General features: G+C 69.0%; 23 protein-coding genes. 8 read left to right on the forward strand and 15 right to left on the reverse strand.

Translation table 11 applies throughout. From position 1 onward, the window contains the following. The first annotated feature begins 8 nt into the window (after positions 1-8). Positions 9-1,577: a calcineurin-like phosphoesterase C-terminal domain-containing protein gene (locus LDO26_RS15515; RefSeq protein ID WP_232132003.1), complete on the forward strand. Its 1,569-nt coding sequence runs from the start codon at positions 9-11 to the stop codon at positions 1,575-1,577. Positions 1,578-2,361: 784 nt separating this feature from the next. Here LDO26_RS15515 and LDO26_RS15520 read toward each other — a convergent pair. The 7 genes from LDO26_RS15520 to LDO26_RS15550 form a co-directional block, all read right to left on the reverse strand. Beyond that, complete coding sequence (locus LDO26_RS15520; RefSeq protein ID WP_232132004.1) at positions 2,362-3,318, reverse strand: C13 family peptidase; 957 nt, start codon at positions 3,316-3,318, stop codon at positions 2,362-2,364. Position 3,319: 1 nt separating this feature from the next. Beyond that, a complete protein-coding gene (mtnC, locus tag LDO26_RS15525; protein ID WP_232132005.1) occupies positions 3,320-4,054 on the reverse strand; it encodes an acireductone synthase in 735 nt (244 codons plus the stop codon). Positions 4,055-4,210: 156 nt separating this feature from the next. Next, the gene (locus LDO26_RS15530) at positions 4,211-4,768 is read right to left on the reverse strand and encodes a 1,2-dihydroxy-3-keto-5-methylthiopentene dioxygenase (RefSeq protein ID WP_232132006.1); all 558 of its coding nucleotides are present in this window, start codon (positions 4,766-4,768) and stop codon (positions 4,211-4,213) included. Between the two features lie 220 nt (positions 4,769-4,988). Continuing rightward, entirely contained in the window at positions 4,989-5,639 is a 651-nt protein-coding gene (locus tag LDO26_RS15535; RefSeq protein WP_232132007.1) for a methylthioribulose 1-phosphate dehydratase, read from the reverse strand. 52 nt (positions 5,640-5,691) lie between these two features. Next, the gene (locus LDO26_RS15540; RefSeq protein ID WP_232132008.1) at positions 5,692-5,937 is read right to left on the reverse strand and encodes a hypothetical protein; all 246 of its coding nucleotides are present in this window, start codon (positions 5,935-5,937) and stop codon (positions 5,692-5,694) included. Beyond that, complete coding sequence (locus LDO26_RS15545; RefSeq protein ID WP_232132009.1) at positions 5,934-7,226, reverse strand: amino acid permease; 1,293 nt, start codon at positions 7,224-7,226, stop codon at positions 5,934-5,936. The genes LDO26_RS15540 and LDO26_RS15545 overlap by 4 nt, the downstream gene beginning before the upstream one ends. 84 nt (positions 7,227-7,310) lie before the next feature. Further along, entirely contained in the window at positions 7,311-8,813 is a 1,503-nt protein-coding gene (locus tag LDO26_RS15550; RefSeq protein ID WP_232132010.1) for an amino acid permease, read from the reverse strand. Positions 8,814-9,022: 209 nt separating this feature from the next. Here LDO26_RS15550 and LDO26_RS15555 point away from each other — a divergent pair, with 209 nt between their 5' ends. Next, positions 9,023-9,604, forward strand: coding sequence for an NUDIX hydrolase (locus LDO26_RS15555; protein WP_435594108.1), 582 nt, complete (start codon positions 9,023-9,025; stop codon positions 9,602-9,604). A gap of 148 nt (positions 9,605-9,752) precedes the next feature. On the opposite strand, the gene LDO26_RS15560 is transcribed toward LDO26_RS15555, so the two are convergent. The 5 genes from LDO26_RS15560 to cyoA form a co-directional block, all read right to left on the reverse strand. Then, positions 9,753-10,451: an SURF1 family protein gene (locus tag LDO26_RS15560; RefSeq protein WP_232132012.1), complete on the reverse strand. Its 699-nt coding sequence runs from the start codon at positions 10,449-10,451 to the stop codon at positions 9,753-9,755. Between the two features lie 62 nt (positions 10,452-10,513). Beyond that, positions 10,514-10,900, reverse strand: a complete 387-nt coding sequence (gene cyoD, locus LDO26_RS15565) for a cytochrome o ubiquinol oxidase subunit IV (protein WP_232132013.1) — start codon at positions 10,898-10,900, stop codon at positions 10,514-10,516. Continuing rightward, positions 10,897-11,553 carry a cytochrome o ubiquinol oxidase subunit III gene (cyoC, locus tag LDO26_RS15570; RefSeq protein ID WP_255682274.1) on the reverse strand — a complete coding sequence of 219 codons (657 nt, stop codon included), beginning with the start codon at positions 11,551-11,553 and terminating at the stop codon, positions 10,897-10,899. The genes cyoD and cyoC overlap by 4 nt, the downstream gene beginning before the upstream one ends. A 1-nt stretch (position 11,554) precedes the next feature. Further along, positions 11,555-13,567 (reverse strand): cytochrome o ubiquinol oxidase subunit I, encoded by a 2,013-nt coding sequence (cyoB, locus tag LDO26_RS15575; RefSeq protein WP_232132014.1) that lies wholly within the window; start codon positions 13,565-13,567, stop codon positions 11,555-11,557. 54 nt (positions 13,568-13,621) lie between these two features. Continuing rightward, the gene (cyoA, locus tag LDO26_RS15580) at positions 13,622-14,812 is read right to left on the reverse strand and encodes a ubiquinol oxidase subunit II (protein WP_232132015.1); all 1,191 of its coding nucleotides are present in this window, start codon (positions 14,810-14,812) and stop codon (positions 13,622-13,624) included. A 176-nt stretch (positions 14,813-14,988) separates the two neighbouring features. Between cyoA and LDO26_RS15585 the strand changes: the two genes are divergently transcribed. The 5 genes from LDO26_RS15585 (at position 14,989) to LDO26_RS15605 (ending at position 19,676) form a co-directional block, all read left to right on the forward strand. Further along, complete coding sequence (locus LDO26_RS15585) at positions 14,989-16,308, forward strand: MFS transporter (RefSeq protein ID WP_232132016.1); 1,320 nt, start codon at positions 14,989-14,991, stop codon at positions 16,306-16,308. Between the two features lie 459 nt (positions 16,309-16,767). Next, complete coding sequence (gene rpsF, locus LDO26_RS15590; protein WP_232132017.1) at positions 16,768-17,214, forward strand: 30S ribosomal protein S6; 447 nt, start codon at positions 16,768-16,770, stop codon at positions 17,212-17,214. Between the two features lie 11 nt (positions 17,215-17,225). Next, the gene (gene rpsR / locus LDO26_RS15595; RefSeq protein ID WP_055247656.1) at positions 17,226-17,456 is read left to right on the forward strand and encodes a 30S ribosomal protein S18; all 231 of its coding nucleotides are present in this window, start codon (positions 17,226-17,228) and stop codon (positions 17,454-17,456) included. Positions 17,457-17,526: 70 nt separating this feature from the next. Continuing rightward, the gene (gene rplI / locus LDO26_RS15600) at positions 17,527-17,979 is read left to right on the forward strand and encodes a 50S ribosomal protein L9 (protein ID WP_232132018.1); all 453 of its coding nucleotides are present in this window, start codon (positions 17,527-17,529) and stop codon (positions 17,977-17,979) included. A gap of 296 nt (positions 17,980-18,275) precedes the next feature. After that, positions 18,276-19,676: a replicative DNA helicase gene (locus LDO26_RS15605; RefSeq protein WP_232132019.1), complete on the forward strand. Its 1,401-nt coding sequence runs from the start codon at positions 18,276-18,278 to the stop codon at positions 19,674-19,676. Positions 19,677-19,727: 51 nt separating this feature from the next. On the opposite strand, the gene LDO26_RS15610 is transcribed toward LDO26_RS15605, so the two are convergent. The 3 genes from LDO26_RS15610 to LDO26_RS15620 form a co-directional block, all read right to left on the reverse strand. After that, entirely contained in the window at positions 19,728-20,195 is a 468-nt protein-coding gene (locus tag LDO26_RS15610; protein WP_232132020.1) for a YbaY family lipoprotein, read from the reverse strand. 72 nt (positions 20,196-20,267) lie between these two features. Further along, entirely contained in the window at positions 20,268-21,125 is an 858-nt protein-coding gene (locus LDO26_RS15615) for an endonuclease/exonuclease/phosphatase family protein (RefSeq protein WP_232132021.1), read from the reverse strand. Continuing rightward, complete coding sequence (locus LDO26_RS15620; RefSeq protein WP_435594107.1) at positions 21,122-22,906, reverse strand: M14 family metallopeptidase; 1,785 nt, start codon at positions 22,904-22,906, stop codon at positions 21,122-21,124. The genes LDO26_RS15615 and LDO26_RS15620 overlap by 4 nt, the downstream gene beginning before the upstream one ends. Before the next feature lie 138 nt (positions 22,907-23,044). Between LDO26_RS15620 and LDO26_RS15625 the strand changes: the two genes are divergently transcribed. After that, positions 23,045-24,601 carry a POT-type proton-dependent oligopeptide transporter gene (locus LDO26_RS15625; RefSeq protein ID WP_232132022.1) on the forward strand — a complete coding sequence of 519 codons (1,557 nt, stop codon included), beginning with the start codon at positions 23,045-23,047 and terminating at the stop codon, positions 24,599-24,601. The last annotated feature ends 4 nt before the right edge of the window (positions 24,602-24,605 follow it).

Below are 24,605 nucleotides of genomic sequence, written 5' to 3' on the forward strand. Positions count from 1 at the left end.
GCTCGGGCATGCCGTCATTCCATCGCAGTTGGCCGGGCATGGTGCTTGCCGCCGCGGTCGCCGCCGCCGCGCCGCTGGCACAGGCCTGCGACGCGGGCCGCGTCTTCGCCGACCGCGACGCCGACGGGCGCCAGGGTGCCGGCGAGCCGGGACTGGCGGGCGTCCGCGTCTCCGATGGCGTGCGGATCGTCGAGACCGATGCCCAGGGGCGCTACCGGGGGCTGTCCGGCGGCGACGCACCGGTGTTCGTCGTCAAGCCGGCCGGCCACACCCTGCCGCGCGACGGCGCGCTGCCCGCATTCTGGCGCGCGCCGGGCATGCAGGGCGTCGATTGCGATTTCGCCCTGTTGCCGGCAGACGACGCCGGCGCGGGGCTCGACGTGCTGGTGTTCAGCGATCCCCAGACCACCAGCGCGGCCGAAGTCGGCTACTACGACCGCGCCATCGTCACGGCCGCGGCGCGCAGCGGTCCTGCGCGGCTCGGGCTGACGCTCGGCGACGTCACCAACGACGATCCGTCGCTGTATCCGGCGATCAACGCCGCGACCGCGCGCCTGCACACGCCGTGGCTGCATGTGCCGGGCAACCATGACCTGGACTTCGACGCGCGCGACGACCACGGCTCGACCGCGTCCTGGCGCGCTGCCTACGGTCCCGACACCTACGCCTGGGAAGAGCCGCAGGCGACGTTCCTGATGCTCGACAACGTCATCTACCGGGCCGGGCAGCGGCCGGCCTACATCGGCGGCCTGCGCGAGGACCAGTTCGCATTCATCGGGCGCTACCTCGCCTCGGCGCCACGTGATCGCCTGCTGGTCGTCGCCGCGCACATCCCGTGGTTCGACACCGCCGATGCCGGCCGGCCGGCGACCGTGCGCGGCGACGATCGCGCGCGGTTGTTCGCGGTGCTGCGGGACTTCCCGCAAGTGCTGCTGCTGACCGGGCATCGCCATACCCAGCAGCAGGTGTTCCACGACGCCGCCAACGGTTGGCAGGGCGCCACCCCGCTGCACGAGTACAACGTCGGCGCGGCGAGCGGTGCGTTCTGGAGCGGGGCGCCGGATGCCGACGGCATTCCCGATGCGACGATGGCCGATGGCACGCCGAACGGATTCGCACGGTTGCACATCGCCGGCGACGGCCGCTACCGGCTCGCCTGGCAACCGGCGCGGGTGCCTGTCGACGACCCCGCGCTGACGCCGGCCATGGCGCTGCACGCGCCGAAGGTGCTGCGCCAGGGCGCCTATCCGGCGTGGGGCGTCTACGCGAACGTCTACATGGGCCATGCCGGCACGCGCGTGGAGTACCGCATCGACGACGGCGACTGGCAGCCGATGCAGCGCGTGCTGCGTGCGGACCCGCGGCTGGTGCTGGAGAACGCGCGCGACGACCTCAGCGAGACGCTGCGCGGCCGCGACCGTTCCCCCGAGGCCGAGCCCTCGCAGCACCTGTGGCGCGGTGCGCTGGCGACCGGTCTCGCGCCCGGCATGCACCGGGTCGAGGTCCGCGCCTTCGACGATGCCGGCGCGCCGCAGCAGGCGTCGATCGACTACCGGCTCGATATGTTCGAAGACTGATGCCTGCAGAGCCGGGCTTGCCCGGCGTCCCCGGCAGGGCGGGTCTTGACCCGCCACGTCCGATCGCCGCGGATGGTCCCGCCGGGGTAGAAAGCCGACCCGCGTCCGAAAAACCATCTGCAGCGGAATGTGTTGCGTGCCCCATGCAGGGCGAATCAAGAAAACCGCCTGGCGCGGTTTTCCACATCGCGCCAGCAGCGATGGCTCGTGGAGTGGCGGCCACAAAAAACCGTCTGGAACGGGTTTTGACATCGCGTCAGCGATGGCCCGGAGGGTGGCCGCCATGGAGGACAGGCCACAAAAAAGGCTCTTCTCCGATTTCCGGGATTCACCTGTCGCAGGTCGGGGCAACGCCCCCGACGCCGGGACTCCCGGCATCTCGCAAACCCGGACACCACGCGCGTCGGCCGCGTGGGGCCGACCTACGCAAGGCGCGCGTCTTTCCCGGACTTGGGTGATGAAACACAAAAAACCCGCACGCTGGCGGGTTTTCCGGGGTCGACGCAGATGACCGGCTGGCGGGCGCGCGGCTGGCGGGCGGTCGATGCGCTTGCTGGCTTGCGATGGCTGGCTGGCGGCGCGGGGCGATTGTAGCCAGCCTGTTTCCCCGGTGATGGAACGGGAATCAATCTCGTTTTCGGCGTGGAAGTACGGGGGGGCACGGCTTGGACGGCACTTCCAGTCGGCGAAGCAGGTCCCTCGCGTTGCTCGGAACGGCGGAAAAGCGATGCTTTTCCCTGGCCCCTGGCCCCTGGCCCCTGGCCCCTGGCCCCTGGCCCCTGCCTCAAGGCATCAACGGATACGGATACACCGCCGGCGGCGTCTCGGGCATGGCGGCCTGCAGCTGCGCCAGCCGCGGCGCGATGCGTTCGCCGATGTCGATGCGCGGCATCGAGCGCTGGAAGCGGCGCTTGCGCTCCTGCTGTTTGATCGTGCGTTGCGCCAGTCCGAAGGCGGCGATGAAGTCCGTGTCGGCATTGAGCCCGTCCAGCAGCCAGGCGTGGCCGAAGAAGGTGATCGTGGATTCGGCGCCGCAGCCGAACGAGGGACGATCGGCGCGCGCGGCGGTGATGACCAGCGTGTCCGGGTCGCGCAGCGCGGGGACGAAGCCGCCCGAATAGCAGGCCGAGATCACCAGCACGCGGTTGACGATGCCGGCGTCGTCGAGCGCGGCGCGCAGCTGGGCCGGGGTGATCGCCTCCTCGACCAGCGGCGGAAAGTGCACGATGAGCTCGTGGGTGTCGGTGCCGTGCATCGTGAGGTAGAGCAGCAGCACGTCGTCGGCCGGGGTCATGCGCGCGGCGATCGCCGACAGCGCGTGGCGCAGGTTCGCGGTCGTCGCCAGCGGCCGCGGCGCCTCGTCGAGGCTGTCGGGATGATTGACCAGGGCCAGGGCGCGTGCTTCGGCGCCGAGCCGCGGCGCGACATGCTCCGCAAGGAAGTGCACCTCGTTGCGGAACACGTCCTCGCTGCCGTCGCCGGCGACGCCGACGACGTAGAGCGCCGGTTGGCCCGGTGTTGCCGGGCGCATCGCGGCGATGGTGTCGTCGATCAGTGCCCGGTCGCGCCTCGCCAGCGCGTCGACGACGGTGTCCACGTCCACACCGACATCTGCGGTGGCCGGTGCCGGCTCCGCGGGCGTAGCGAACGCGGAGCAGACGAACAGCAGCGCCAGCCACCCCGGCAATGCGCGCAACCTGCTGCGGCGCGGGGGAACGGCACGGCCCCGTACGGCCGACATGTCAGCGCTCCGGCGCGTGCAGGCCGGGCGCGCCGCCAGCGGGCGCGATCGGATCGATTGCGATCTGGTCGAAGCCGGTCACCCGCACATGTCCGTTCGCCGCCGCGCCGGTACGCGGCTCGGGATAGTCGTCGAGGCGGTCGACCAGCACCGTGCGCATGCCCGCGTCGCGCGCGGCATCGAGTTCGGCGACGACGTCGGACAGGAACAGGATCTCGGCCGGCGAGTGTCCCAGCGCTTCGGCGATGCGGCCGTAGCTGAGCGCCTCGCGCTTGCCGCCGACCTCGGTATCGAACCAGGCCGAGAACAGCCCGGTCAGGTCGCCGGCATCGCTGTGCCCGAAGAACAGTTGCTGTGCCGGCACCGAGCCGGACGAATACACCGCCAGGCGCTGGCCTTCGGCATGCCAGCGACGCAGCGCGTCGGCGGCGTCGGGATAGATCGGCGCCTTGAAATCCGCGTCGCGGTAACCGGCCTGCCAGATCATGCCTTGCAGCGCCTTGAGCGGCGCGAACTTGCGGTCGGCGTCGATCCAGCCCTGCAGGGTCTCGACGATCACCGCATCCTGGCAGATGCCGCCGGCCTCGATCGCCGCGGCGTCGAGCCAGCGGCGTACCTCGGGCTCGTCGCCATGCGCGGCGATGAAACCGGGCAGCGCACGGCGGGCATAGGGGAACAGCACGTCCCTGACGAACGAGATGCTGCTGACGGTGCCTTCGATATCGGTGAGGATCATCGGGTCGGAAACCTCGGGGAAACGGACGCGGCATGATGCCATCTGCCGCGGCGTTCGACCCGGGCCGCGCCGGAGCGCGGCAAGGTCGGGTCCGTGTCCCGCCGGCGGGCGTAACGTTGTCGGCGCCGCAGGCGCGCGCCAGCCGCTCCCGGTCTCTCAGTCGCGGGCGCCGGGCTCGTAGCGCGGGAATTTCTGCGCGATGTCCGAGCCGGTGAAATGGCCGATCCAGCCGTCGGGCTGTTCGAAGAAGCGGATCGCGACGAAACGCGGTTCGCTGCCCATGTCGAACCAGTGGGTGATGCCGTCGGGCACGCCGATCAGGTCGTCCTTGACGCACTCGATCTCGTAGACCTTGTTGTCGACATGCAGGGTGAACAGGCCGGCGCCATCGACGAAGAAGCGGACCTCGTCCTCCTTGTGGTAGTGCTCGTCGAGGAACTTCTTCCGCAGCTCGTCGCGCTTGGGGTTGTCGGGCGCGATGCTGATGACGTCGACGGTATTGAACCCGCGCTCGGCGCTGATCCGGTCGATGTCGGGCTTGTAGGCGGCCAGCACTTCCTCCGGGGTCGCACCGGCCTCGATCGGGCGGCTCGCCTGCCAGCGTTCGAAGGTCGCGCCGATCTTCGCCAGCTCGCGGGCGATCTCGTCGCCGTCGCGGGTGTCCAGCAGCGGCGTGTCGGGTGCGGTGTCGTCGAAAATACGCAGGCGGCTCATGGCAGCAGGCTCGTGAGGACGTGGGAACGCCAGCCTAGCAGGCGTGTCGGGGCGGAACGTTGATCGCAGCGGAACGCAGGTGTTCCAGTGGTGCGACGCAGGCGGCGCCGGAACGGCAGGCAAGCGCTCAGAGGTTGTGAGTCGATCGAACGCCGTAGCGCGCCGCCGCCACGGGCGTTCGGCGGCGGTCGCAGTCGGCGGGCGAATGAGTCTCAGCCTCTCAGAGCGTGGCGCCGAGCTTGCGCAGTTCCAGTTCGCAGTGCAGCAGGAAGTCGAAGGCCTCGAGGTGGCGCCGCGCCTCGGCCATGTCGCGGCCCCAGGCGTAGAGTCCATGACCGTCGATCAGGTAGCCCCACATCGGGCCCTGCTCCAGCAGCACGTCGACCTGCGCCGCCAGCGTCGTCATGTCCTGGCTGTTGGGCAGCACCGGCACGTCGATCGCGGTCTCGTGGGTGCTGTTGCCGCTGAAGGCCTTCAGCAGCTCGTAGCCGGCCAGCCGCACGTGGCCCGCCCCGGCCCAGAAGCGCGAGGCGACGGTCTGGTTCGGCGAATGGGTATGCAGGATGCAGCCGACGTCGGGAAAACGCCGGTAGAGCTGGGTGTGCAGCAGGGTTTCCGCCGACGGGCGCAGGTCGCTGCCGACGGCGCGGCCGTCGAAGTCGACGACCATGATGTCCTCCTCGTGCAGCCGGCCCTTGTCGCGGCCGGAGACGGTGATCGCGGCGTGGTGGTCGTCGAGGCGGCGCGAGAAGTTGCTGCTGGTCGCGGGCGTCCAGCCGGCCTGGGCCAGCTCGCGGATGTTGACGATCAGTTCGCCGGCCAGCTCGCGCAGGCGGTGGACGTCGTAGGGCGGGGGCGTGGAGGCACTCATGTGGCGAGTTTAGCGCGCGCCGCTGCCGGGCGTCGTGGACATCGCCCGGTGATCAGCGCCGCCAGCGCCAGTGCGGCGGTTCGCCCTTCAGCAGGCAGACCAGTACCAGCAGCGCCGTGGCGAGCAGCACGCCGCCGGTGAACAGTGCGGGCCTGGCGGTGGGCGGCACGGCGATGGACAGCGCCACCAGCGCGAGCACGTAGACGGCCAGGGTCAGCCAGCCCTGCCAGCGCCGCGGCGGTCCCCAGCCCCAGCCGAAGGACTTGGCGGGGAACCAGTAGCCGTCGTCGCGCGTCATGCCGCTTTGCCGCGGCGCGAAAAGCCGCGATAGGCGGCCCAGGCCAGCAACGCGACGATGATCGCGCCGATCAGGATGTCGCTGTCGGTCGACCACGCCAGCAGGCCGCAGGCGACCAGTGCGCCCATGCCCAGCGCGCGGTCGCTGCCGGTGGGGCGTCGCGTCGCGGTGCCCAGCAGCAGGCTCAGGCCGGCCGCCGCATAGGCCATGACCACCAGCGTCACCGCCATCTCGATGATGGTGCCGAACTGCTCGCCGACGGTCGGCGCCTGGGTCAGGACCGCGATCGCCGTCATCGACAGCACGACGATGAACAGCCCCCAGCCGGCCGAGCCGTTGGCGCGCAGGCGTCCGAAGATCGGTGGCAGGAAACCGCGCTGCGCAGCGCGCGCACCGGACTCGCCGGTCACCAGCATCCAGCCGCCGAGCGTGCCGGTGGCTTTCAGCGCGGCGGCCGCGGCGATCGCCGGGATCGCCCAGGCGCCGAACATCTGCCCCGCGACCAGCGCGAACGGCGCGCTCGAGGCGGCCATCTGCGCGGCCGGCACGATACCCATCATCAGCACCGACGACACCAGGTAGATGATGCCGGCGATCAGGATGCCGCCGAGGGTCGCGATCGGCACGTTGCGGTCCGGGTTGCGGACCACGCCGGCGACCATCGCGCCGGTTTCCAGGCCGACGAAGGCCCAGAACACCGGCGCCAGCGAAGTGAACACCACGGCGACGTCGGACCGGTCGGTGACGTTCCAGCTGGCGCGATAGACGTCCGGGTCGAAGCTGCCCCAGCCGGCGATCAGCACCGCGGCCACCGGCATCAGCCCGAACACCACGCACATCGACTGGAAGCGTGCGATCGAACGCGGGCCCAGCAGGTTCAGCGCGAACATCAGCCACAGCAGCACGATCTGCCCGGCCAGCCGCACGCCGCCGCTGTCGTCGACCGGCAGCAGGATCACCAGGTAGCCGAACGCGGCGACGGCGATCGCGTTGTTGCCGATCCACGACGACAGCCAGTACATCGTCGTCGCCAGGAATCCCATGTCGCGGCCGAGGGCGGGGCGGATGTAGTCGTCGGGCGAGGTCAGGTCCGGGTATTGGCGGGCGAGCCGGGCGAATGCGCCGCCCAGCGCGACCGCCAGGATCGTGCCCAGCAGCCAGGCGAAGGCGGTGACGCCGCCGACCTTGGCCAGCGAGGCCGGCAGCAGGAAGAATCCCGAGCCGATCATGTTGTTGGCGACGACGAAGGTCGCCAGCACGGGACCGATCTTCTTGGCGGTGGCGGTCATGCGGTGGTGGTCATCGGAGTGGGCCGGAAGGCCGGGACGCAATGCACACGGCCCGCGGAAGGGCGGGCCGTGCGGACGGGCGGGTCAGCGCTGCTGGCGCAGCTTGCTGTGCCGGTAGCCGTACAGGAAATAGATGGTGAAGCCGATGAGCGTCCAGCACAGCAGCACGATCCAGTTCAGCACCGGCATGATGGCCACCAGGCCCAGGCAGGCCAGTACGCCCAGCGTGCCGACGACGTAGACCGCAGGCACCCGGAACGGGCGATGCAGGCCCGGCTGGGTCCGGCGCAGCACCATCACGCCCAGGCACACCGTGGCGAAGGCGACCAGCGTGCCCATCGACACCACGTCGCCGAGCAGCTGGATCGGCAGGAAGGCCGCCATCACCGCGGCGATCAGGGCGACCAGCACGGTCCCCTTGTGCGGGGTACGGAAGCGCTTGTGCACCGTGCCGAAGAAGCGCGGCAGCAGGCCGTCCTGCGACATCGAGTAGAAGATGCGCGGCTGGCCCATCAGCATGACCAGGATGACCGTGGTCAGGCCGGCGATGGCGCCGATCTCGACCAGGGTCTTGAGCCACAGCAGGCTCGGATACGCCTCCAGCGCGGTGGCGACAGGCTTGGCGGTGCCGAGCACGGTGTAGGGCACCATGCCGGTCAGCACCGCCGAGACGGCGATGTAGATCAGCGTGCACAGCGCCAGCGAGCCGAGGATGCCGATCGGCATGTCGCGCTGCGGATTCTTGACCTCCTGCGCCGCGGTGGAGACCGCGTCGAAGCCGATGTAGGCGAAGAACACGATCGACGCGCCGCGGAACACGCCCTCCCAGCCGAAGCGGTCGCCGCCCTGGTTCTCGGGGATGAACGGCAGCCAGTTGTCGACGTTGACGTACTGCGCGCCGAAGGCGAGCAGCAGCAGGATCACCAGCACCTTGATCGAGACGATGATCGCGTTGGCGGTCGCCGACTGGGTGATGCCCACGTAGCACAGGACGCCGACGGCGCCGATGATCAGTACCGCCGGCAGGTTGAACAGCGCGCCGGTGGTGACGAACCGGCCGAACTCGCAGACGCCCGCCTGCGCGGCCTCGTGGGTACAGAAGTTGATCGGCGCCTGGGTCAGCGCCGCGGGCAGGTGCACGCCGAAACTCTCCAGGAAGCTGACCGTGTAGCCGGACCAGCCCACGGCGACGGTGGAGGCGGCGAACAGGTATTCGAGTACCAGGCTCCAGCCCACGAACCAGGCCAGCGCCTCGCCCAGGGTCGCGTAGGTGTAGCTGTAGGCGCTGCCCGAGGCGGGGATCATCGCCGCGAACTCGGCATAGCACAGGCCGGCCATCGCACAGGCGAAACCGGCGATGACGAAGCTCAGCATGATCGCCGGGCCGGCGTGGTTGGCCGCGGCCGTGCCGGTGATGACGAAGATGCCCGCGCCGATCACCGCCCCCAGCCCCAGCATCACCAGGTGCTTGGCGGTCAGCGTGCGCTTGAAGCTGACTTCGCCGGACAGGCTGCCCTCGACGGGTTCGCCCGCATCCACGTGCGGTTGCGCGCCGATCGGCTTGGTGATCATCAGGTTCTTGAACATCTGGTTCCCCGGTTGCTGGCGATGCCGCTGCGGATGGTCCGGCGCCGTGCCTGCGCACTTGGCGGCCGATGCGTAACCGCCCTACCTTGCCAAACGCTGCGTTCCGGCACAAGCAACGGTTTCGACGTTGTGCCGCGGGCACGAAGCGCCGATGCTGCCGGGCCCGCCGCAGTGCAGTGCAGCAGCCGATGTCCGATCGTTTTGCCGGCGTGTCCGCCGCCGATAGTCCCGCGTGCGAAGCCCGGACCCTTACCGCCGTGCTGGCGGAGGGGTTTTCCGGCTACGCGGCGCGTTTCCCGGAGGAAGCGGACGTGGTCGCGCTGTTCTCGGCATTGCTGGAGGACCACGAGGACCCGTTCCTGCGCGCGCGCCTGGCCGGGCACTTCACCGCGTCGGCCCTGGTGGTCAGCGCCGACGGGCAGCGGACCCTGCTGACCCATCACCGCAAGCTCGGCCTGTGGCTGCAGCCTGGCGGCCATGCCGATGGCGACCGCGACCTGGCGCGGGTCGCGCTGCGCGAGACGGAGGAGGAAACCGGGTTGCAGGGGGTGCGCGTCGATCCCGCGATCTTCGACCTCGACCGCCACTGGATTCCCGGGCACAAGGGCGTGCCCGCGCACTGGCACTACGACGTGCGCCATGTCGTGCATGCCGGCGACGACGAGACCTTCGTCGTCAGCGAGGAATCCCACGCACTGGCCTGGCGCCCGGTCGCCGACATCGCCGGCGGCGCGGACTACGATCCCTCGCTGCGGCGCATGGCGCGGAAGTGGCTGGCGCGCAGGGCCTGATCGACCCACGACTCCGGCGCGGTCGCAAGGCAGGCGTCGTCCCGATCGCCGGATTTGGGCGCGCCAGCGTCCCGCGCGATGACCCTGCATCGGCAGGCCGGGAGCGGCGCGGGACGTCGTACCGGTCCGGACGACCGGCTCCGGCCGCTCAGGCGCGCCCGCGCCCCCGGAACTCGCTGCGCACCACCAGCACGATCCCCAGCAGCGTCAGCATCGCCATGCCGAACCAGGTGATCGCGTAGCTGAGATGGTTGTCGCGGAACTGGACGACGGTCAGGCCGGGCACAGGCCAGTTGGCGTCGCCCGGTGCGGGCTGGGCGTCGATGAAGAACGGCGCGACCGGCTGCGGCACCTCGCGCGCGGCGGCCATCTCGTCCGGTGCGCGCACGTACCAGCGGTCCTCGGCCGGCACGTTGTCGCGCAGGAACAGGCCTGCGCGTTCCGGCAGCCGCAGCAGCCCGGTCACCTCGACCTCGTCCGCCTCGCTGACCCGCGCCCGGCTGTCACGCGCGCGGTGGGCGTTGTCGACGTAGCCGCGGTTGACCCAGACCGTGCCGTCGGCGGTCGCCATCGGCGTCATGATCCAGTAGCCGGGCCCGCGTTCGGTCGAGGCGTACACCGGCACTTCCTGCGAATGCAGCAGCCGGCCGCGCAGGGTCACGCGGCGATATTCGTCGCTGGCGACATCGACGCCGGCCCATTGCGTGGACGCCGGCACCGCGACCGGCGCGGCGTGCACCCGCGCGTCGACGCGCGCGATCAGGTCGCGCTTCCAGCCCAGCCGCTCCACCTGCCAGACGCCCAGCGCGACGAAACCGGCGGTCGCGGCGAACAGGAAAACCAGCAACGCCCAGCGTCGGGCCGGGCGTGCGGGGGCAGGGGGGGAGGCCATGGTGCGGAGTGGGTCGGTCAGGGCGCGATCCGCATCTGCTCGGGCGAGACCGGCATCATGTTGCTGTTGAGGTGGTGCATGACCCACAGCGAGCCGACCAGCGCGATGACGATGACGATCACGGTGAACACCAGCGACATCAGCACCCAGCCGCCTTCGGACTTCCGGTTCATGTGCAGGAAGTAGACCATGTGCACGATGATCTGCACGGCACCGAAGAGCATGATCAGGGCGACGGTCCAGACGCGGCTCTCGAGCACGTCGCCCATGACCAGCCAGAAGGGGATCACGGTCAGGATCACCGACAGCACGAAGCCGATCACGTAGTCGCGCATGCTGCCGTGGCCGGCCTGGTCGTGCACGTGCGCCGGGTCGTGCGCGTGGTTGTTGACGTCGGTGCTCATCCCACCACTCCCATCAGATAGACATACGAGAACACGCCGATCCAGATCACGTCGAGGAAGTGCCAGAACATCGACAGGCACATCAGGCGACGGTTGTTGGCGGCGTTGAGGCCGTGCTTCTTCAGCTGGAACACCAGCGTCACCAGCCAGACCAGGCCGAAGGTGACGTGCAGGCCGTGGGTGCCGACCAGGGTGAAGAATGCCGACAGGAACGCGCTGCGCTGCGGCGTGGCACCCAGGTGGGCCAGGTGCTGGAACTCGTAGATCTCGATGCCCAGGAACGCCAGGCCGAACACGCCGGTGACCAGCAGCCAGGCGATCGTGCCGCCGACCTTGTTCCTGTAGGAGTTCAGCATCGCGAAGCCGTAGGTGATCGACGAGAACAGCAGCATGAACGTCGCGACCAGGATCAGCTTCAGGTCGAACAGGTCGGCCGGCGAGGGACCGGCCGCGTAGTTGCGGCCGACCACGGCGTAGACGGCGAACAGCACCGCGAAGATCAGGCAGTCGCTCATCAGGTACATCCAGAACCCGAGGTTGGTGCCGGTTTCCGGATGATGCTCGTGCCCGTCGTCGTGCGCGTGCGGATCCTCGACGACGTGGTAGACGCGTTCGCTGGTGTCGAAGGTGGAGTTGGGGATCGTATGTGCCATGTCAGAGCGCCTGCTGCGCGAGTTCACGCGTGCGTTGTTCCTCGGTTTCCTTCACTTCCTCGGCCGGGATGTGGAAGTCGCGGTCGTAGTTGAAGGTGTGGATGATCGTGGCGGCGATCAGGCCGACGAACGACACCGCCGCCAGCCACCAGATGTGCCAGATCAGGGCGAAGCCCAGGACGACGCTGATCGCCGCCAGGACCACGCCCGCGCCGGTGTTCTTGGGCATGTGGATCGGCACGAAGCCCGACAGCGGCCGCTTGTAGCCGTGGCGCTTCATGTCGGTCCAGGCGTCGACCTCGTGCACCACCGGGGTGAAGGCGAAGTTGTAGGCCGGCGGCGGCGAGGAAGTGGCCCATTCCAGCGTGTGGCCGTTCCACGGGTCGCCGGTGGTGTCGCGCAGCGCCTTGCGGTCGCGGATGCTGACGATGATCGACCAGATGAACGAGGCGATGCCGCAGGCGACCAGCGCCGCGCCGATCGCGGCGACCACGAAGAACCAGTGCAGCGAGGTGTCCTCGAACTGGCTCAGGCGGCGGGTCACGCCCATCAGGCCCATGATGTAGAGCGGGGTGAACGCCAGCCAGAAGCCCGACAGCCAGCACCAGAACGAGACCTTGCCCCAGAACTCGTTGAGCTTGAAGCCGAACGCCTTCGGGAACCAGTACACCATGCCGGCGAACAGGCCGAACACCACGCCGCCGATGATGGTGTTGTGGAAGTGCGCGACCAGGAACAGGCTGTTGTGCAGCACGAAGTCGGCCGGCGGCACCGCCAGCAGCACGCCGGTCATGCCGCCGATGACGAAGGTGAACATGAAACCGATCGTCCACAGCATCGGGACGTCGAAGCGGATGCGTCCCTTGTACATGGTGAACAGCCAGTTGAAGATCTTCGCGCCCGTCGGGATCGAGATGATCATCGTTGTGATGCCGAAGAACGCGTTGACGCTGGCGCCCGAGCCCATCGTGAAGAAGTGGTGCAGCCACACGATGTAGGACAGGATGGTGATCACCGCGGTGGCATAGACCATCGATGTGTAGCCGAACAGGCGCTTGCCGCAGTAGGTCGCCACGACCTCGGAGAAGATGCCGAAGGCGGGCAGCACCAGGATGTAGACCTCCGGGTGGCCCCAGATCCAGATCAGGTTCACGTACATCATCGGGTTGCCGCCGAGGTCGTTCGTGAAGAAGTTGGTGCCGACGTAGCGGTCCATCGTCAGCAGTGCCAGCGTCGCGGTCAGGATCGGGAACGTCGCCACGATCAGGATGTTGGTGCACAGCGAGGTCCAGGTGAAGATCGGCATGCGCATCAGGCCCATGCCCGGCGCGCGCATCTTCACGATGGTCACGATCAGGTTGATGCCCGACAGCGTCGTGCCCACGCCCGCGACCTGCAGACCCCACAGGTAGTAGTCCACGCCGACGCCCGGACTGTAGTCGGCGCCCGACAGCGGTGGATAGGCCAGCCAGCCGGTGCGCGCGAACTCGCCGACGAACAGCGAGATCATGATCAGCACCGCGCCCGCGGCGGTCATCCAGAAGCTGAAGTTGTTGAGGAACGGGAACGCCACGTCGCGCGCGCCGATCTGCAGCGGCACCACGTAGTTCATCAGGCCGGTGACCAGCGGCATGGCCACGAAGAAGATCATGATCACGCCGTGCGCGGTGAAGATCTGGTCGTAGTGGTGGGCGTTGAGGTAGCCCTCGCCGCCACCCGAGGCCATGGCCTGGTGCAGGCGCATCATCACCGCGTCGGCGAAGCCGCGCAGCAGCATCACCAGCGCCAGCACGCAGTACATGATGCCGATCTTCTTGTGGTCGATGCTGGTGAACCACTCCTTCCACAGGTAGCCCCACAGGCGGTACTTGAACAGCAGCACGAGCACCGCGATGCCGCCGAGGACGACGCCGGCGAAGGTGGCGCCCACGATGGGGTCGTGAAGGAAGGCCAGGCCGTCGAGCGACAGGCGCCCGAAGACTGGTGAATTGAGCTGGTCCTGGGATACGGACATGGGGTTCCTGCCTGGTACTGGTTTTCGTTGCGACGGGGTGGAGGATCAGTGGCCTTAGGGGCCGCTGTCCCCGTCCGGCTCCGCAGGTGCGCCCTGCGAGGTCGGTGCCTGGTCCGGGGTGCGCGGGGTCGCGCCCTCGCTGTCGAGATCGCTGTCGGGCGTCGGCTGCGGCGCGGCGTCGCCGGGGTCGGCGGCGCGCGGCTGGTGGCCCTGCGGCTCGTCGTCGCCCCGGGCCTCGCGGCCGCTGTCGGGGAAGGTCGCGCCCGGCGCCTCGATCGGCTCGTCGGCATGGCGGTTGTCGTAGCGCAGGCGGTCGAGGTTGCCGCGGCTGTCGACGCCGCCGCCGCCGCTCATGTCGATGTGCATCATCTCGTGGATGCACATCGCGTCCGGCGCGACGCACATGTTGAGGATCGCGTCGTAGAGGTCGGCGTCGACGCTGCCGAAATGGCGCACCGGCTCGCGTTCGGACGGCTTCTCGATCTCCAGGTAGCCGGCGCGGTCGAGCGGTTCGCCCTCGCGGACCGTGGCGACCCAGGCGTCGAAATCCTGCCGGCTCATGCCGTGGAAGTCGAAGCGCATGTGCGAAAAGCCGTCGCCGCTGTAGTTGGCCGAGAAGCCCTTGTACACGCCTTCCTTGTTGATGACCGCGTGCAGCTTGGTCTCCATGCCGGCCATGGCGTAGATCTGGCCGGCCAGCGCGGGGATGAAGAACGAGTTCATCATCGACGCCGAGGTGATCTTGAACTGGATCGGCGTGTCGACCGGCGCGGCCAGCTCGTTGATCGTGGCGATGCCCTGCTCGGGGTAGAGGAACATCCACTTCCAGTCCAGCGCGACAACTTCCACGACCAGCGGCTCGACGTCGTCCGGCACCGGGCGCGTGGCGTCGATCCGGTCGAGCGGGCGGTAGGGGTCGAGCTTGTGGGTGGTGATCCAGGTGATCGTGCCCAGCACGATGATGATCGCCAGCGGCGCCAGCCAGATGACCAGCTCCAGGCGGGTGGAGTGGTGCCAGTCGGGCAGGTACTCGGCCTCGCGGTTGGAGGCGCGGTACTTCCAGGCGAAGAAGAACGTCAGGAAGACCACCGGCACGATGATCAGCAGCATCAGCACGGTCGAGACCACGATCAGGTCGCGCTGCTGGACGGCGATGTCGCCGGAAGGCCGCATGACGACCCAGTCGCAGCCCGACAGGATCAGGGCGACCGAGAGCAGCGCGAAGGCACGGAGGATGGATTTCATGGAGAGATGCACAACGGAGGGAAAGGGCTTGACGGAAAAGACACGCGCGGAGCGCTAGCGTGGGGCTGTCGCAGGCTTTCGGGCCTTGCTGCTGCGCACCTTGCCTGCCGGACCCGTTTCGGGTTCACAATGCGGTGCACATTATCCATCCAAACGACCCCGGAGAGCGCGCGCAGATGAGTGGAATCGCACAGCAAGCCACGACCGGCCTGGACGAAGCGCCGGAAAACGACGACATCGAGGTCTCGCCCGGCAAGATCGCGTTCCCGGTGGTGATGGGGCGTACGTCCGAGTTCTTCGACTTCTTCGTCTACGGCATTGCGTCGGTACTGGTGTTCCCGTACCTGTTCTTCCCCGACAGCGATCCGGTGGAGGCGACGCTCAAGTCCTTCGCGATCTTCTCGCTGGCCTTCATCGCGCGCCCGATCGGCTCGATCATCTTCATGGCCGTCGACCGCAACTTCAGCCGCGCGGCCAAGCTGATCGGCGCGCTGTTCCTGCTGTGCGGCTCGACGATGGCCATCGCCTTCCTGCCCAGCTACGCCCAGGTGGGCATGCTGGCGCCGGTGCTGCTGGCGGTGTTCCGCTTCGGCCAGGGCCTGGGGCTGGGCGGCGCCTGGGACGGGCTGCCGTCGCTGCTGTCGCTCAGCGCGCCGTCGAACCGCCGCGGCTGGTACGCGATGGTCCCGCAGCTCGGCGCCGCGCTGGGCTTCATGCTCGCCAGCGGCATGTTCCTGGTGTTCACCCGCTGGCTGAGCCCGGAGGACTTCCTGGCCTGGGGCTGGCGTTTCCCCTTCTTCGTCGCGCTGGCGCTCAACGTCGTCGCCCTGTTCGCACGGCTGCGCCTGGTGATCACGCCGGAGTTCAAGTACCTGTTCAACGACCGCGAGCTGCAGCCGCGCCGGATCACCGAGACCATCCGCACCCATCCGCGGCAGGTGTTCGTCGGCGCGCTGATCCCGCTGGCCAGCTACGCGATGTTCCACCTGGTCACGATCTTCCCGCTGAGCTGGGCCACGCTGTTCACCGACCACAGCCCGTCGGAGTACCTGGGCAGCCTGTTCCTCGGCGCGATCGTCGGCGGCCTGGGCATCATGCTGTCGGGCCTGCTGGCCGACCGCATCGGCCGCCGCGGCCAGCTGGCCATCGCGGCGGTGCTGATCGCGGTCTTCAGCTTCTTCGCCGCGCCGCTGCTGGGCAGCGACACCACCGGCGGACGCACCGCGTACGTGGTCATCGGCTTCGCGCTGCTGGGGCTGTCGCTGGGGCAGGCGAGCAACGCGATCGCCTCGCGCTTCGAGAGCATCTACCGCTACACCGGCGCGGCGGTGACCTCGGACATCGCCTGGCTGCTGGGCGCGGGTTTCGCGCCGCTGGTGGCGCTGTGGCTGTGCAGCAGCTTCGGCCTGGCCTACGTCGGCTACTACCTGCTGTCGGGCGCCGTCGTCACCCTGGCCGCGCTCGCGTTCAGCCGCACGCTGGAAACCGTCAAATGAGCGCATCGCCACCCGGCAGCGGGTGGCGTGTCGCGGCATCGAGGGAAGGCGTGGCTGCACGGTCCGGTGGTGTCCTGACCGCCGGTCGCGGCGGGTAGTCGTTGGGGTGGGGCATCAGCGCCTCGACGCCGGGCAGGTGGCGTTGCGGCGCGTCGACGCGCATCGATGTGTCGCATCGATATAGAGGGAGAGGCGCCGGGCGGGCGCCGCGCACATTCAATCATGTCGCGCGGCAGTCTGAGACTGCGACCGAATGTCGCACCCGGCGGCCGTCCGGAACCGGCGCGTGTCGCGGAACGCCGCGTCCGCTTGCGCAGGCAGGTGCGGTCTGGGAGAATACCCGGCTCTCTTGCGCCTCGTGCGCAGGAGGCCCTTGCTCCACCGCGCCGAATCCGTGCCGGGGGGCTATCCGGGCCGACGCCGCCTCGCGGCGCGGTCGATATCCGAAAGGAAACCAACATGCGTCATTACGAAGTCGTGTTCCTGGTCCATCCGGACCAGAGCGAGCAGGTGCCTGCGATGATCGAGCGCTACAAGTCGCTGATCGAAGGCGCCGGCGGCAAGATCCACCGCCTCGAGGATTGGGGCCGTCGTCAGCTGGCCTACCCGATCAACAACCTGGTCAAGGCCCACTACGTCCTGTTCAACATCGAAGTCGGCCAGCAGGGTCTCGACGACCTGGTGGAAGCGTTCCGCTTCAACGACGCGGTCCTGCGCCACCTGGTGATCCGCCGCGACGAGGCCGACACTGAGCAGTCGCTGATCATGAAGAACAAGGACGACAAGGGCGACAAGCCCGAGCGAGGCGAGCGTCGCCGTCGCGACGAGGACGGTGAAGGCAGCGGCGGCAACGACGCCGACGGCAACGCCGACGAGAAGTCCGACAACAACGCCGAAGCCGCCTGAGGAGCCCGCACATGTCCAAGTTCTTCCGCCGCCGCAAGTTCTGCAAGTTCACCGCCGAGGGTGTCAAGGAGATCGACTACAAGGATCTCAACACCCTGCGCCAGAACCTCACCGAGAACGGCAAGATCGTTCCCAGCCGCATCACCGGCACCAAGTCCAAGTACCAGCGCCAGCTGGCCACGGCGGTCAAGCGCGCGCGTTTCCTCGCGCTGATCCCGTACACCGACAATCACAACGTGTGATTCCCTCGTCCGGTTCGGACAGCAACCGTTGCGGCGCCGCCGGCGCCGCTAACGAATACGGAGCAACACCATGCAACTGATTCTGCTGCAGAAGGTCACCAACCTCGGCAACCTCGGCGACAAGGTCAACGTCAAGCCGGGCTACGGCCGCAACTTCCTGGTCCCGCAGGGCAAGGCCGTGCCGGCCACCGACGCCAACCTCGCCGAGTTCGAGGCGCGCCGCGCCGAGTACGAAGCCAAGGCCCAGGCCCAGCTCGACGAGGCCACCCAGCGTCTGGCCAAGCTCGAGGGCGCCAGCGTGACGATCTACGCCAACGCCTCCACCGAGGGCAAGCTGTACGGCTCGGTCGGCCCGCGCGAGATCGCGCAGGCGCTGAGCAAGGCGATCGTCGAGGTCGGCAAGTCGGAAGTCGTGCTGGGTGAAGGCGCGTTCCGCAACACCGGCGAATACGACGTCGTCGTGCACCTGCATGCCGATGCCGAGACCACCGTCAAGGTGATCATCGAGGCCGAAGCCGCCTGATCCCTGCGATCCGGCGGTTCCGCGACGGGCGCCGCAGGGCGCCCGTCGTCGTTTGCGGCCCGGTGTCCGGTCGCAGCCGGCGAGACGCGGCTGTGCGATCAGGAGATACCCACCGCAGCGGTCGGGTTATCCACAGGTTGTCGGGTCGCGTGTCCACAGGCCCGGGGACTAGCATCGCCCGACGCCGGCTTCGCCACGGCGCCGCGCCGGCCCGCTCCGGTCTGGCCGTTGCGGTCGCACCGGTCATCCGGGCCTGTCCGCAGGCCCGTCGCGCCACGCAAGGAACCGTTCCGCCCATGTCCGCACGTCCCGAGTACCGCCCCGAACACCGCGCCGATGCCCGCGTCGAACAGCTGCGGGTGCCGCCGCAGTCGATCGAGGCCGAGCAGGCCGTGCTCGGCGGGCTGATGCTGGTGCCCGACGCCTACGACCGCATCGCCGACCTGCTGGTGTCGGAGGACTTCTACCGGCGCGACCACCAGAAGATCTACGCCGCGATCCAGGAGCTGGCCGAGAAGAGCCGGCCGTTCGACGCGGTGACGCTGGGCGAGTGGTTCGACTCCAACGGCCTGTCCGAGCTGGTCGCCGGCGGCGCCTACCTCGGCGAGCTGGCGAGCACGACGCCATCGGCGGCCAATATCCGCGCCTATGCCGAGATCGTCCGCGACAAGGCGATCCTGCGCCAGTTGATCGACGTCGGCACCGAGATCGTCAACGACGGCTTCCAGCCCGACGGCCGCGACAGCAGCGAGATCCTGGCCAAGGCCGAGCAGCAGGTGTTCAAGATCGCCGAGGCCGGCGCGCAGGGGCGCACCGACTTCACCGCGATCAACAAGGCGATGGCCGACGCCTTCGACGTGCTGCAGACCCGCTACAACAACGGCGGCGGCGTCACCGGCCTGCCGACCGGCTATACCGAATTCGACGAGATGACCGCCGGCCTGCAGCCGACCGACCTGCTGATCCTGGCCGCGCGCCCGGCGATGGGCAAGACCACGTTCGCGCTGAACATCGCGGAGTACGCCGCGATCAAGACCAAGAAGGCGGTCGGCGTGTTCTCGATGGAAATGTCGGCCAGCCAGCTGGCGTTGCGCCTGATCTCCTCGAACGGCCGGATCAACGCCACGCGCCTGCGGACCGGCCAGCTCGAGGACGAGGACTGGAGCCGGGTCAGCGGCGCGATCCGCATGCTCAAGGAAACCAAGATCTTCATCGACGACACGCCGGGCCTGTCGCCGGACGTGCTGCGCGCCAAGTGCCGGCGCCTGAAGCGCGAGCACGACCTCGGCCTGATCGTCATCGACTACCTGCAGCTGATGGCGGTGCCGGGCAACAGCGAGAACCGCGCGACCGAGATCTCGGAGATCTCGCGCTCGCTCAAGGGCCTGGCCAAGGAGCTCAACGTGCCGGTAATCGCGCTGTCGCAGCTCAACCGCTCGCTGGAAACCCGCGCCGACAAGCGCCCGGTGATGGCCGACCTGCGCGAGTCGGGCGCGATCGAGCAGGACGCGGACGTGATCATCTTCATCTACCGCGACGACTACTACAACAAGGAGAACTCGCCCGACAAGGGCCTGGCCGAGATCATCATCGGCAAGCAGCGAAGCGGCCCGACCGGCTCGCTGAAGCTCAAGTTCTTCGGCGAGTACACCCGTTTCGACAACCTGTCGCACGATTCGGTCGGCGCCTTCGAGTAGAACGGCGCCCGGCGCCGCCGGGCATGGCGCCGCTACGCGCAGCGCGCGGCATCAGGGCTGGATATGCACCAGCCGGAATTCGACGGTCTCCGCCGCACCCGGTTGCACCGGCACGCGGGTATCGGTGACGAAGCGCAGGCTGCCGTCGGGCATCGTCAGCCCGGCATGCAGGCCGTAGCTGCCGCCCGCGCGCAGCTTCGCGGCGTCCACCGGCAGGGTGAAGTCGTAGGGGCCGCTGCCGACGCTGACCTCGCGTTCGGCGATCACCGCTGCCGGGGTGTCGGCCAGCTGGTTGTCGAGCAGCTGCACCCGCAGCGTCGAGCCCTCCGGCACCAGGATCTTTTCCAGATAGAACGCGCGGCCGTGGATCTCCACGGTGCCGGTGGTCGCCGGGTCCGTTGCATTCATGCCGGTCTCTCCGGAAGCGGTGGCGGCGGTGCCGGTCTGGCCCGCGGGCGACTGGCAGGCGGCCAGCAGGCAGGCGGCGGACAGCAGCAGCGACAGTGGGATGGTGCGCATCGGACATCTCCACGCGGGTGACGACATGGCTGCATGATGCCGCATGCGGGGAAAGCCGGCGTCAACGCCGAATCAGTCGCGCGGGCGCAGCTCGACGAACGTGCCGAAATGGTCCGACGGCCAGGTGCCGTCGGCATCGGGCCGGTCGAGCACGATGCGCGCCTCGCCTACGTCGAAGCGCCCGGCCTCGGCGAACACCAGGTCGATGCGCGCCCGGTAGTCGAAGAAATGCGGGTTCAGCGTGGTGGCGCCGGCCGCGTCGGCAGCCGCGTGCAGCAGGCCGTAGCTGTCGACGAAACGCGGCGCCAGCAGCGCCAGCTCCGGTGCGGTGGCCGGCGCGTTGAAATCGCCCAGCAGCACGCTGGGCGCAGTGCCGGCGGTGCGGTCGATGTAGTCGAGCGCGTCCTGCAACTGGCGTGCGCGGATCGCGCCGCCGTCGCGGGTCCAGTGCAGATGGGTGAAGTAGACGTTCACCGGCCGGCCGTGGACCGCCACGCGCGCGTGACCGATGCTGCGCGAATCGTCGAGCGGCGCCAGTGGCGACCACTGCGCCGCCTGCACCGGATCGCGGGTCAGCAGCGCGTTGCCGTAGCGGCGCGGCTGGCCTTCGGGATCGGTGGAGACGAACTGCACCCGGTAGCCGAGCGCCGCGGCCAGGGTCTCGGCCTGATTGGGCAGCTCCGGGGTCTGCAGCACCTCCTGCAGCGCGATGACGTCCGCGTCGAGCGCGCGCAGCCCTTCGACGATCAGCGGCAGCCGCTTCGGCCACTCCGAGCGGTCGTGGAACAGGTTGAAGGTGACGATGCGCAGCGGCGCGGCCGGTTCGGGCGCGCGCCCGCCACTTGCGCAGGCGCCGAGCAACGCGGCAGACAGCAGCACGGCGACCGGCAGCAGGAAGGCGGGCAGCCAGGTGCGCGGCCTGCGGTTCATTGCGGCGCGACCTCGACCCGCAGCACCGGATAGAGGTTGTAGCGCGCGTCCCAGGCGCTGTGGCGGCGATAGAAGAAGCCGAGCCGATCGCGCGGGCTGGCGGCGAATGCGGGGTCGTCGCGCAGCCGGGCCTCGAACTCGGCACGCAGCGCCGGGTCGTCGGCGAGCATCTCGCGGGCGACGGCCTCGGCGACGTAGTCCTCCATGTATTCCTTGTGCTCGAAGTGGTTGTTGAAGCGCCCCCAGGCCGCCAGCGAGTCCGGCGCCTGCGGTTCCAGCAGGGCGGCGACCAGCCGCGCCTTCGGTTGCGCGATCGGCACGTACAGCGCGCCGGCGCCGATGTCCTGCGGTTCCGGCCGCCACGCACCTTCGAGCGTCAGCCGCTGGTGGCCTTCGACCGGGGCAGCGCCGAACGTCGTCGCGCCGGCACGGAACGCGGAGACCGGCAGCGCCGGATGCGCGGTCTCGAGCCGCAGGAAGGCGATGCCGTGCTGCGCCAGCTTCTCGCCGACCCATGCCGCGTGCGCCGCCGGCACGATGTAGCCGCCGCGCGGCAGTTCGACCGTGGCCGCGGGCACGATCTCGTCGCGCAGCGGCACCCGCCACAGCTGCGGCGTGGTCTCGTCGTAGCGGGTCATCAGCGTGCCGGAGACCTCCGACGGCGTGCGCGTATAGGCATAGCCGCGGAAATCGATCTGGCGCGCACGGTCGGTGGCCTTCCAGTCCAGCGGCAGGGTACTGCCGCCCAGCGTGGCGGCCCGCGCATCGGCTTCCGAGGCGGCACGCGTCCACGCTTGGCCGTGCGCCGCGACCTGTTCCAGCACCGAGACGATGGTGTTGCGGGTGATCCGCACGCGAACCGGGTATTCCTTCCACGAATGCGTTTCGACCAGCATCGCCAGCCGGTTGCGCAGCGGGAAGTAGCCGGTCGAGAACCGCGGCGGCGACACGCCGTCCTCGAAGCCCGAAGCCGGGTCGTCGTACTCGACGAACGAGGGGTAGAACGGCAGCGGCAGCGATCCCTGCGCGGCAAGGTCGTCGATGACCGCGTCGCGGAACGCGCGGCCGGCCTCGCGCAGCGCCGCGTCGCCCGAGTGCAGCGGCTCGACCTGTACCGCGACGTCGTGCTCGAACTGCGCGCCGTTGGTCGCGTGCAGATCGACATAGGCGATCGGGTCCCAGGCCTCGACCAGCGCCAGCATCGCCTGCATCTCCGGCGCGTCGGCCTTGGCGTAGTCGCGGTTGAGGTTGTAGTTCTGCGCGGTGGTGCGCCAGCCCATCTCGCGCGGGCCGCGCTGGTTGGGCCGGTTCCATGCGGCGAAGCGCTCGTGGCCGTCGACGCTGAACACCGGCACGAACACCCAGACCAGCGCGTCGAGCGCGCCGGGCGCGGCCTCGCCGTCGAGCACCTGGCGCAGCGCCAGGAATCCCGCGTCCTTGCCGTCGATCTCGCCGGCATGGATGCCGCCCTGCATCAGCACCACCGGCAGGCCGCGGCGGCGGGCCTCGGCGGGGTCCCATGCCCCACTGCGGGTGACCACCAGCGCGTGCATCGGCCGGCCTTCGGGCGAGGTGCCGAAACGCGTGCAGCGCACCGCGTCGGGATGGCGCCGCGCGAACACCTCGCACAGGGTGGTGACCTCGTCGTAGCGGCCGGTCTCGGCGAAGCCGCTGCGCTCGGCATGGGTGACGCGCGGATCGTCGTCGGCGGCGTGGGCGGGCAGGACAGCGGCAAGGCCGCAGGCGAGCAGCAGTGGCGCGAGGCGGGACAGTGCAGGCACGACAGGTCCGGGGCAGGGCGGGGGCGCCCATCATGCCTGCACGGACGTGGCGACCCAAGCGCGCGACGACCACGGCAGGGGCGGCGTGCCGCGCAGGATCGGTTAGGCTTTCCTGTTTCCAGTCCCGCCAGGCCGCCGATGACGACCGCAACACCCGCCGCGGGCAAGATGCCCCGCCAGATCCCCTACATCATCGGCAACGAAGCCTGCGAGCGCTTCAGCTTCTACGGGATGCGCAACATCCTGGTGCAGTTCCTGATCACCTCGACGATCCTGCAGGAGGTGCTGGGCCCAGGCAGGGAGGCCGAGGCGAAGGACATCATGCACAGCTTCATGATCGGCGTGTATTTCTTTCCGCTGCTCGGCGGCTGGCTCGCGGACCGCTTCTTCGGCAAGTACAACACCATCCTCTGGTTCAGCCTGGTCTATTGCGCGGGCCACGCGTGCCTGGCCCTGTTCGAGAACAGCCGCGGCGGGTTCTTCCTCGGTCTGGGCCTGATCGCGCTCGGTGCCGGCGGCATCAAGCCGCTGGTGGCGTCGTTCATGGGCGACCAGTTCGACCAGTCGAACAAGCATCTGGCGAAGATCGTGTTCGACGCCTTCTACTGGATCATCAACTTCGGCTCCCTGTTCGCCTCGCTGCTGATCCCGCTGGCGCTGAAGAATCTCGGGCCGTCGTGGGCTTTCGGCATCCCGGGCATCCTGATGTTCGTCGCGACCTTCGTGTTCTGGCTGGGGCGCAAGCGTTACGTGCTGGTGCCGCTGCCGCCGAAGGATCCGCATTCCTTCAGCAACGTGATCCGCACTGCGCTGACCGCGCATCGGCCCGGGCAGGGCCGTGCCGGCCTGTGGCTTGCGGTCGCCGGCCTGGTGCTGGCGGTCGCCACGCTGGCGCTGGTGCCGACGCTTGGCATCGTGATCTGCCTGTGCATCGCCCTGGTGCTGATCCTCGCCGGCGTCGGTGGCGGAACCTGGCTGCAGCTCGAACGTGCGCGCGGCGTACACCCCGACGTCGCTGTCGCCGGCGTGCGTTCGGTGTTGCGCGTGCTGGTGATCTTCGCGTTGACCACGCCGTTCTATTCGCTGTTCGACCAGAAGGCGTCGACGTGGGTACTGCAGGGGCAGCAGATGGCCATGCCGGCGTGGTTCAGCGCGTCGCAGATGCAGGCGCTGAACCCGGCAATGGTGATGTTGCTGATTCCATTCAACAACCTCGTGCTGTATCCGGCCCTGCGGCGCATGGGCTACGAGCCGACCGCGCTGCGGCGCATGACCGCCGGCATCGCCTTCAGCGGCCTGGCATGGGTCGTCGTCGGCCTGATCCAGATCGGCATCGACGGCGGCGATCCGATGTCGATCGCCTGGCAGATCCTGCCGTACGCGCTGCTGACGTTCGGCGAGGTGCTGGTGTCGGCGACCGGGCTCGAGTTCGCCTACAGCCAGGCGCCCGCGACGATGAAGGGCGTGGTCATGAGCTTCTGGAACCTGACGACGACGATCGGCAATCTCTGGGTGCTGCTGTCGAACGCGGCCGTGCGCAACGACGCGGTGACGCGCAACATCGCGTCGACAGGGCTCAGCGAGGCGGCGTTCCTGATGTTCTTCTTCGCCGGTTTCGCCTTCGTCGCCGCGCTTGCTTTCGGTATCTATGCGCGGCGGTACAAGATGCAGGACCATTACCGTGCCGCGGCCTGACCGT

This window comes from Proluteimonas luteida, assembly GCF_021191695.1.
Classification (GTDB): Bacteria; Pseudomonadota; Gammaproteobacteria; order Xanthomonadales; family Xanthomonadaceae; genus Luteimonas; species Luteimonas luteida.

Coding starts and splice junctions, on each gene's coding strand:
- LDO26_RS15515 (WP_232132003.1), top strand. CDS start 9: ATGCCGTCATTCCATCGCAGTTGGCCGGGCATGGTGCTTGCCGCCGCG.
- LDO26_RS15520 (WP_232132004.1), bottom strand. CDS start 3,318: ATGTCGGCCGTACGGGGCCGTGCCGTTCCCCCGCGCCGCAGCAGGTTG.
- mtnC (WP_232132005.1), bottom strand. CDS start 4,054: ATGATCCTCACCGATATCGAAGGCACCGTCAGCAGCATCTCGTTCGTC.
- LDO26_RS15530 (WP_232132006.1), bottom strand. CDS start 4,768: ATGAGCCGCCTGCGTATTTTCGACGACACCGCACCCGACACGCCGCTG.
- LDO26_RS15535 (WP_232132007.1), bottom strand. CDS start 5,639: ATGAGTGCCTCCACGCCCCCGCCCTACGACGTCCACCGCCTGCGCGAG.
- LDO26_RS15540 (WP_232132008.1), bottom strand. CDS start 5,937: ATGACGCGCGACGACGGCTACTGGTTCCCCGCCAAGTCCTTCGGCTGG.
- LDO26_RS15545 (WP_232132009.1), bottom strand. CDS start 7,226: ATGACCGCCACCGCCAAGAAGATCGGTCCCGTGCTGGCGACCTTCGTC.
- LDO26_RS15550 (WP_232132010.1), bottom strand. CDS start 8,813: ATGTTCAAGAACCTGATGATCACCAAGCCGATCGGCGCGCAACCGCAC.
- cyoD (WP_232132013.1), bottom strand. CDS start 10,900: ATGAGCACCGACGTCAACAACCACGCGCACGACCCGGCGCACGTGCAC.
- cyoC (WP_255682274.1), bottom strand. CDS start 11,553: ATGGCACATACGATCCCCAACTCCACCTTCGACACCAGCGAACGCGTC.
- cyoB (WP_232132014.1), bottom strand. CDS start 13,567: ATGTCCGTATCCCAGGACCAGCTCAATTCACCAGTCTTCGGGCGCCTG.
- cyoA (WP_232132015.1), bottom strand. CDS start 14,812: ATGAAATCCATCCTCCGTGCCTTCGCGCTGCTCTCGGTCGCCCTGATC.
- LDO26_RS15585 (WP_232132016.1), top strand. CDS start 14,989: ATGAGTGGAATCGCACAGCAAGCCACGACCGGCCTGGACGAAGCGCCG.
- rpsF (WP_232132017.1), top strand. CDS start 16,768: ATGCGTCATTACGAAGTCGTGTTCCTGGTCCATCCGGACCAGAGCGAG.
- rpsR (WP_055247656.1), top strand. CDS start 17,226: ATGTCCAAGTTCTTCCGCCGCCGCAAGTTCTGCAAGTTCACCGCCGAG.
- rplI (WP_232132018.1), top strand. CDS start 17,527: ATGCAACTGATTCTGCTGCAGAAGGTCACCAACCTCGGCAACCTCGGC.
- LDO26_RS15605 (WP_232132019.1), top strand. CDS start 18,276: ATGTCCGCACGTCCCGAGTACCGCCCCGAACACCGCGCCGATGCCCGC.
- LDO26_RS15610 (WP_232132020.1), bottom strand. CDS start 20,195: ATGCGCACCATCCCACTGTCGCTGCTGCTGTCCGCCGCCTGCCTGCTG.
- LDO26_RS15615 (WP_232132021.1), bottom strand. CDS start 21,125: ATGAACCGCAGGCCGCGCACCTGGCTGCCCGCCTTCCTGCTGCCGGTC.
- LDO26_RS15625 (WP_232132022.1), top strand. CDS start 23,045: ATGACGACCGCAACACCCGCCGCGGGCAAGATGCCCCGCCAGATCCCC.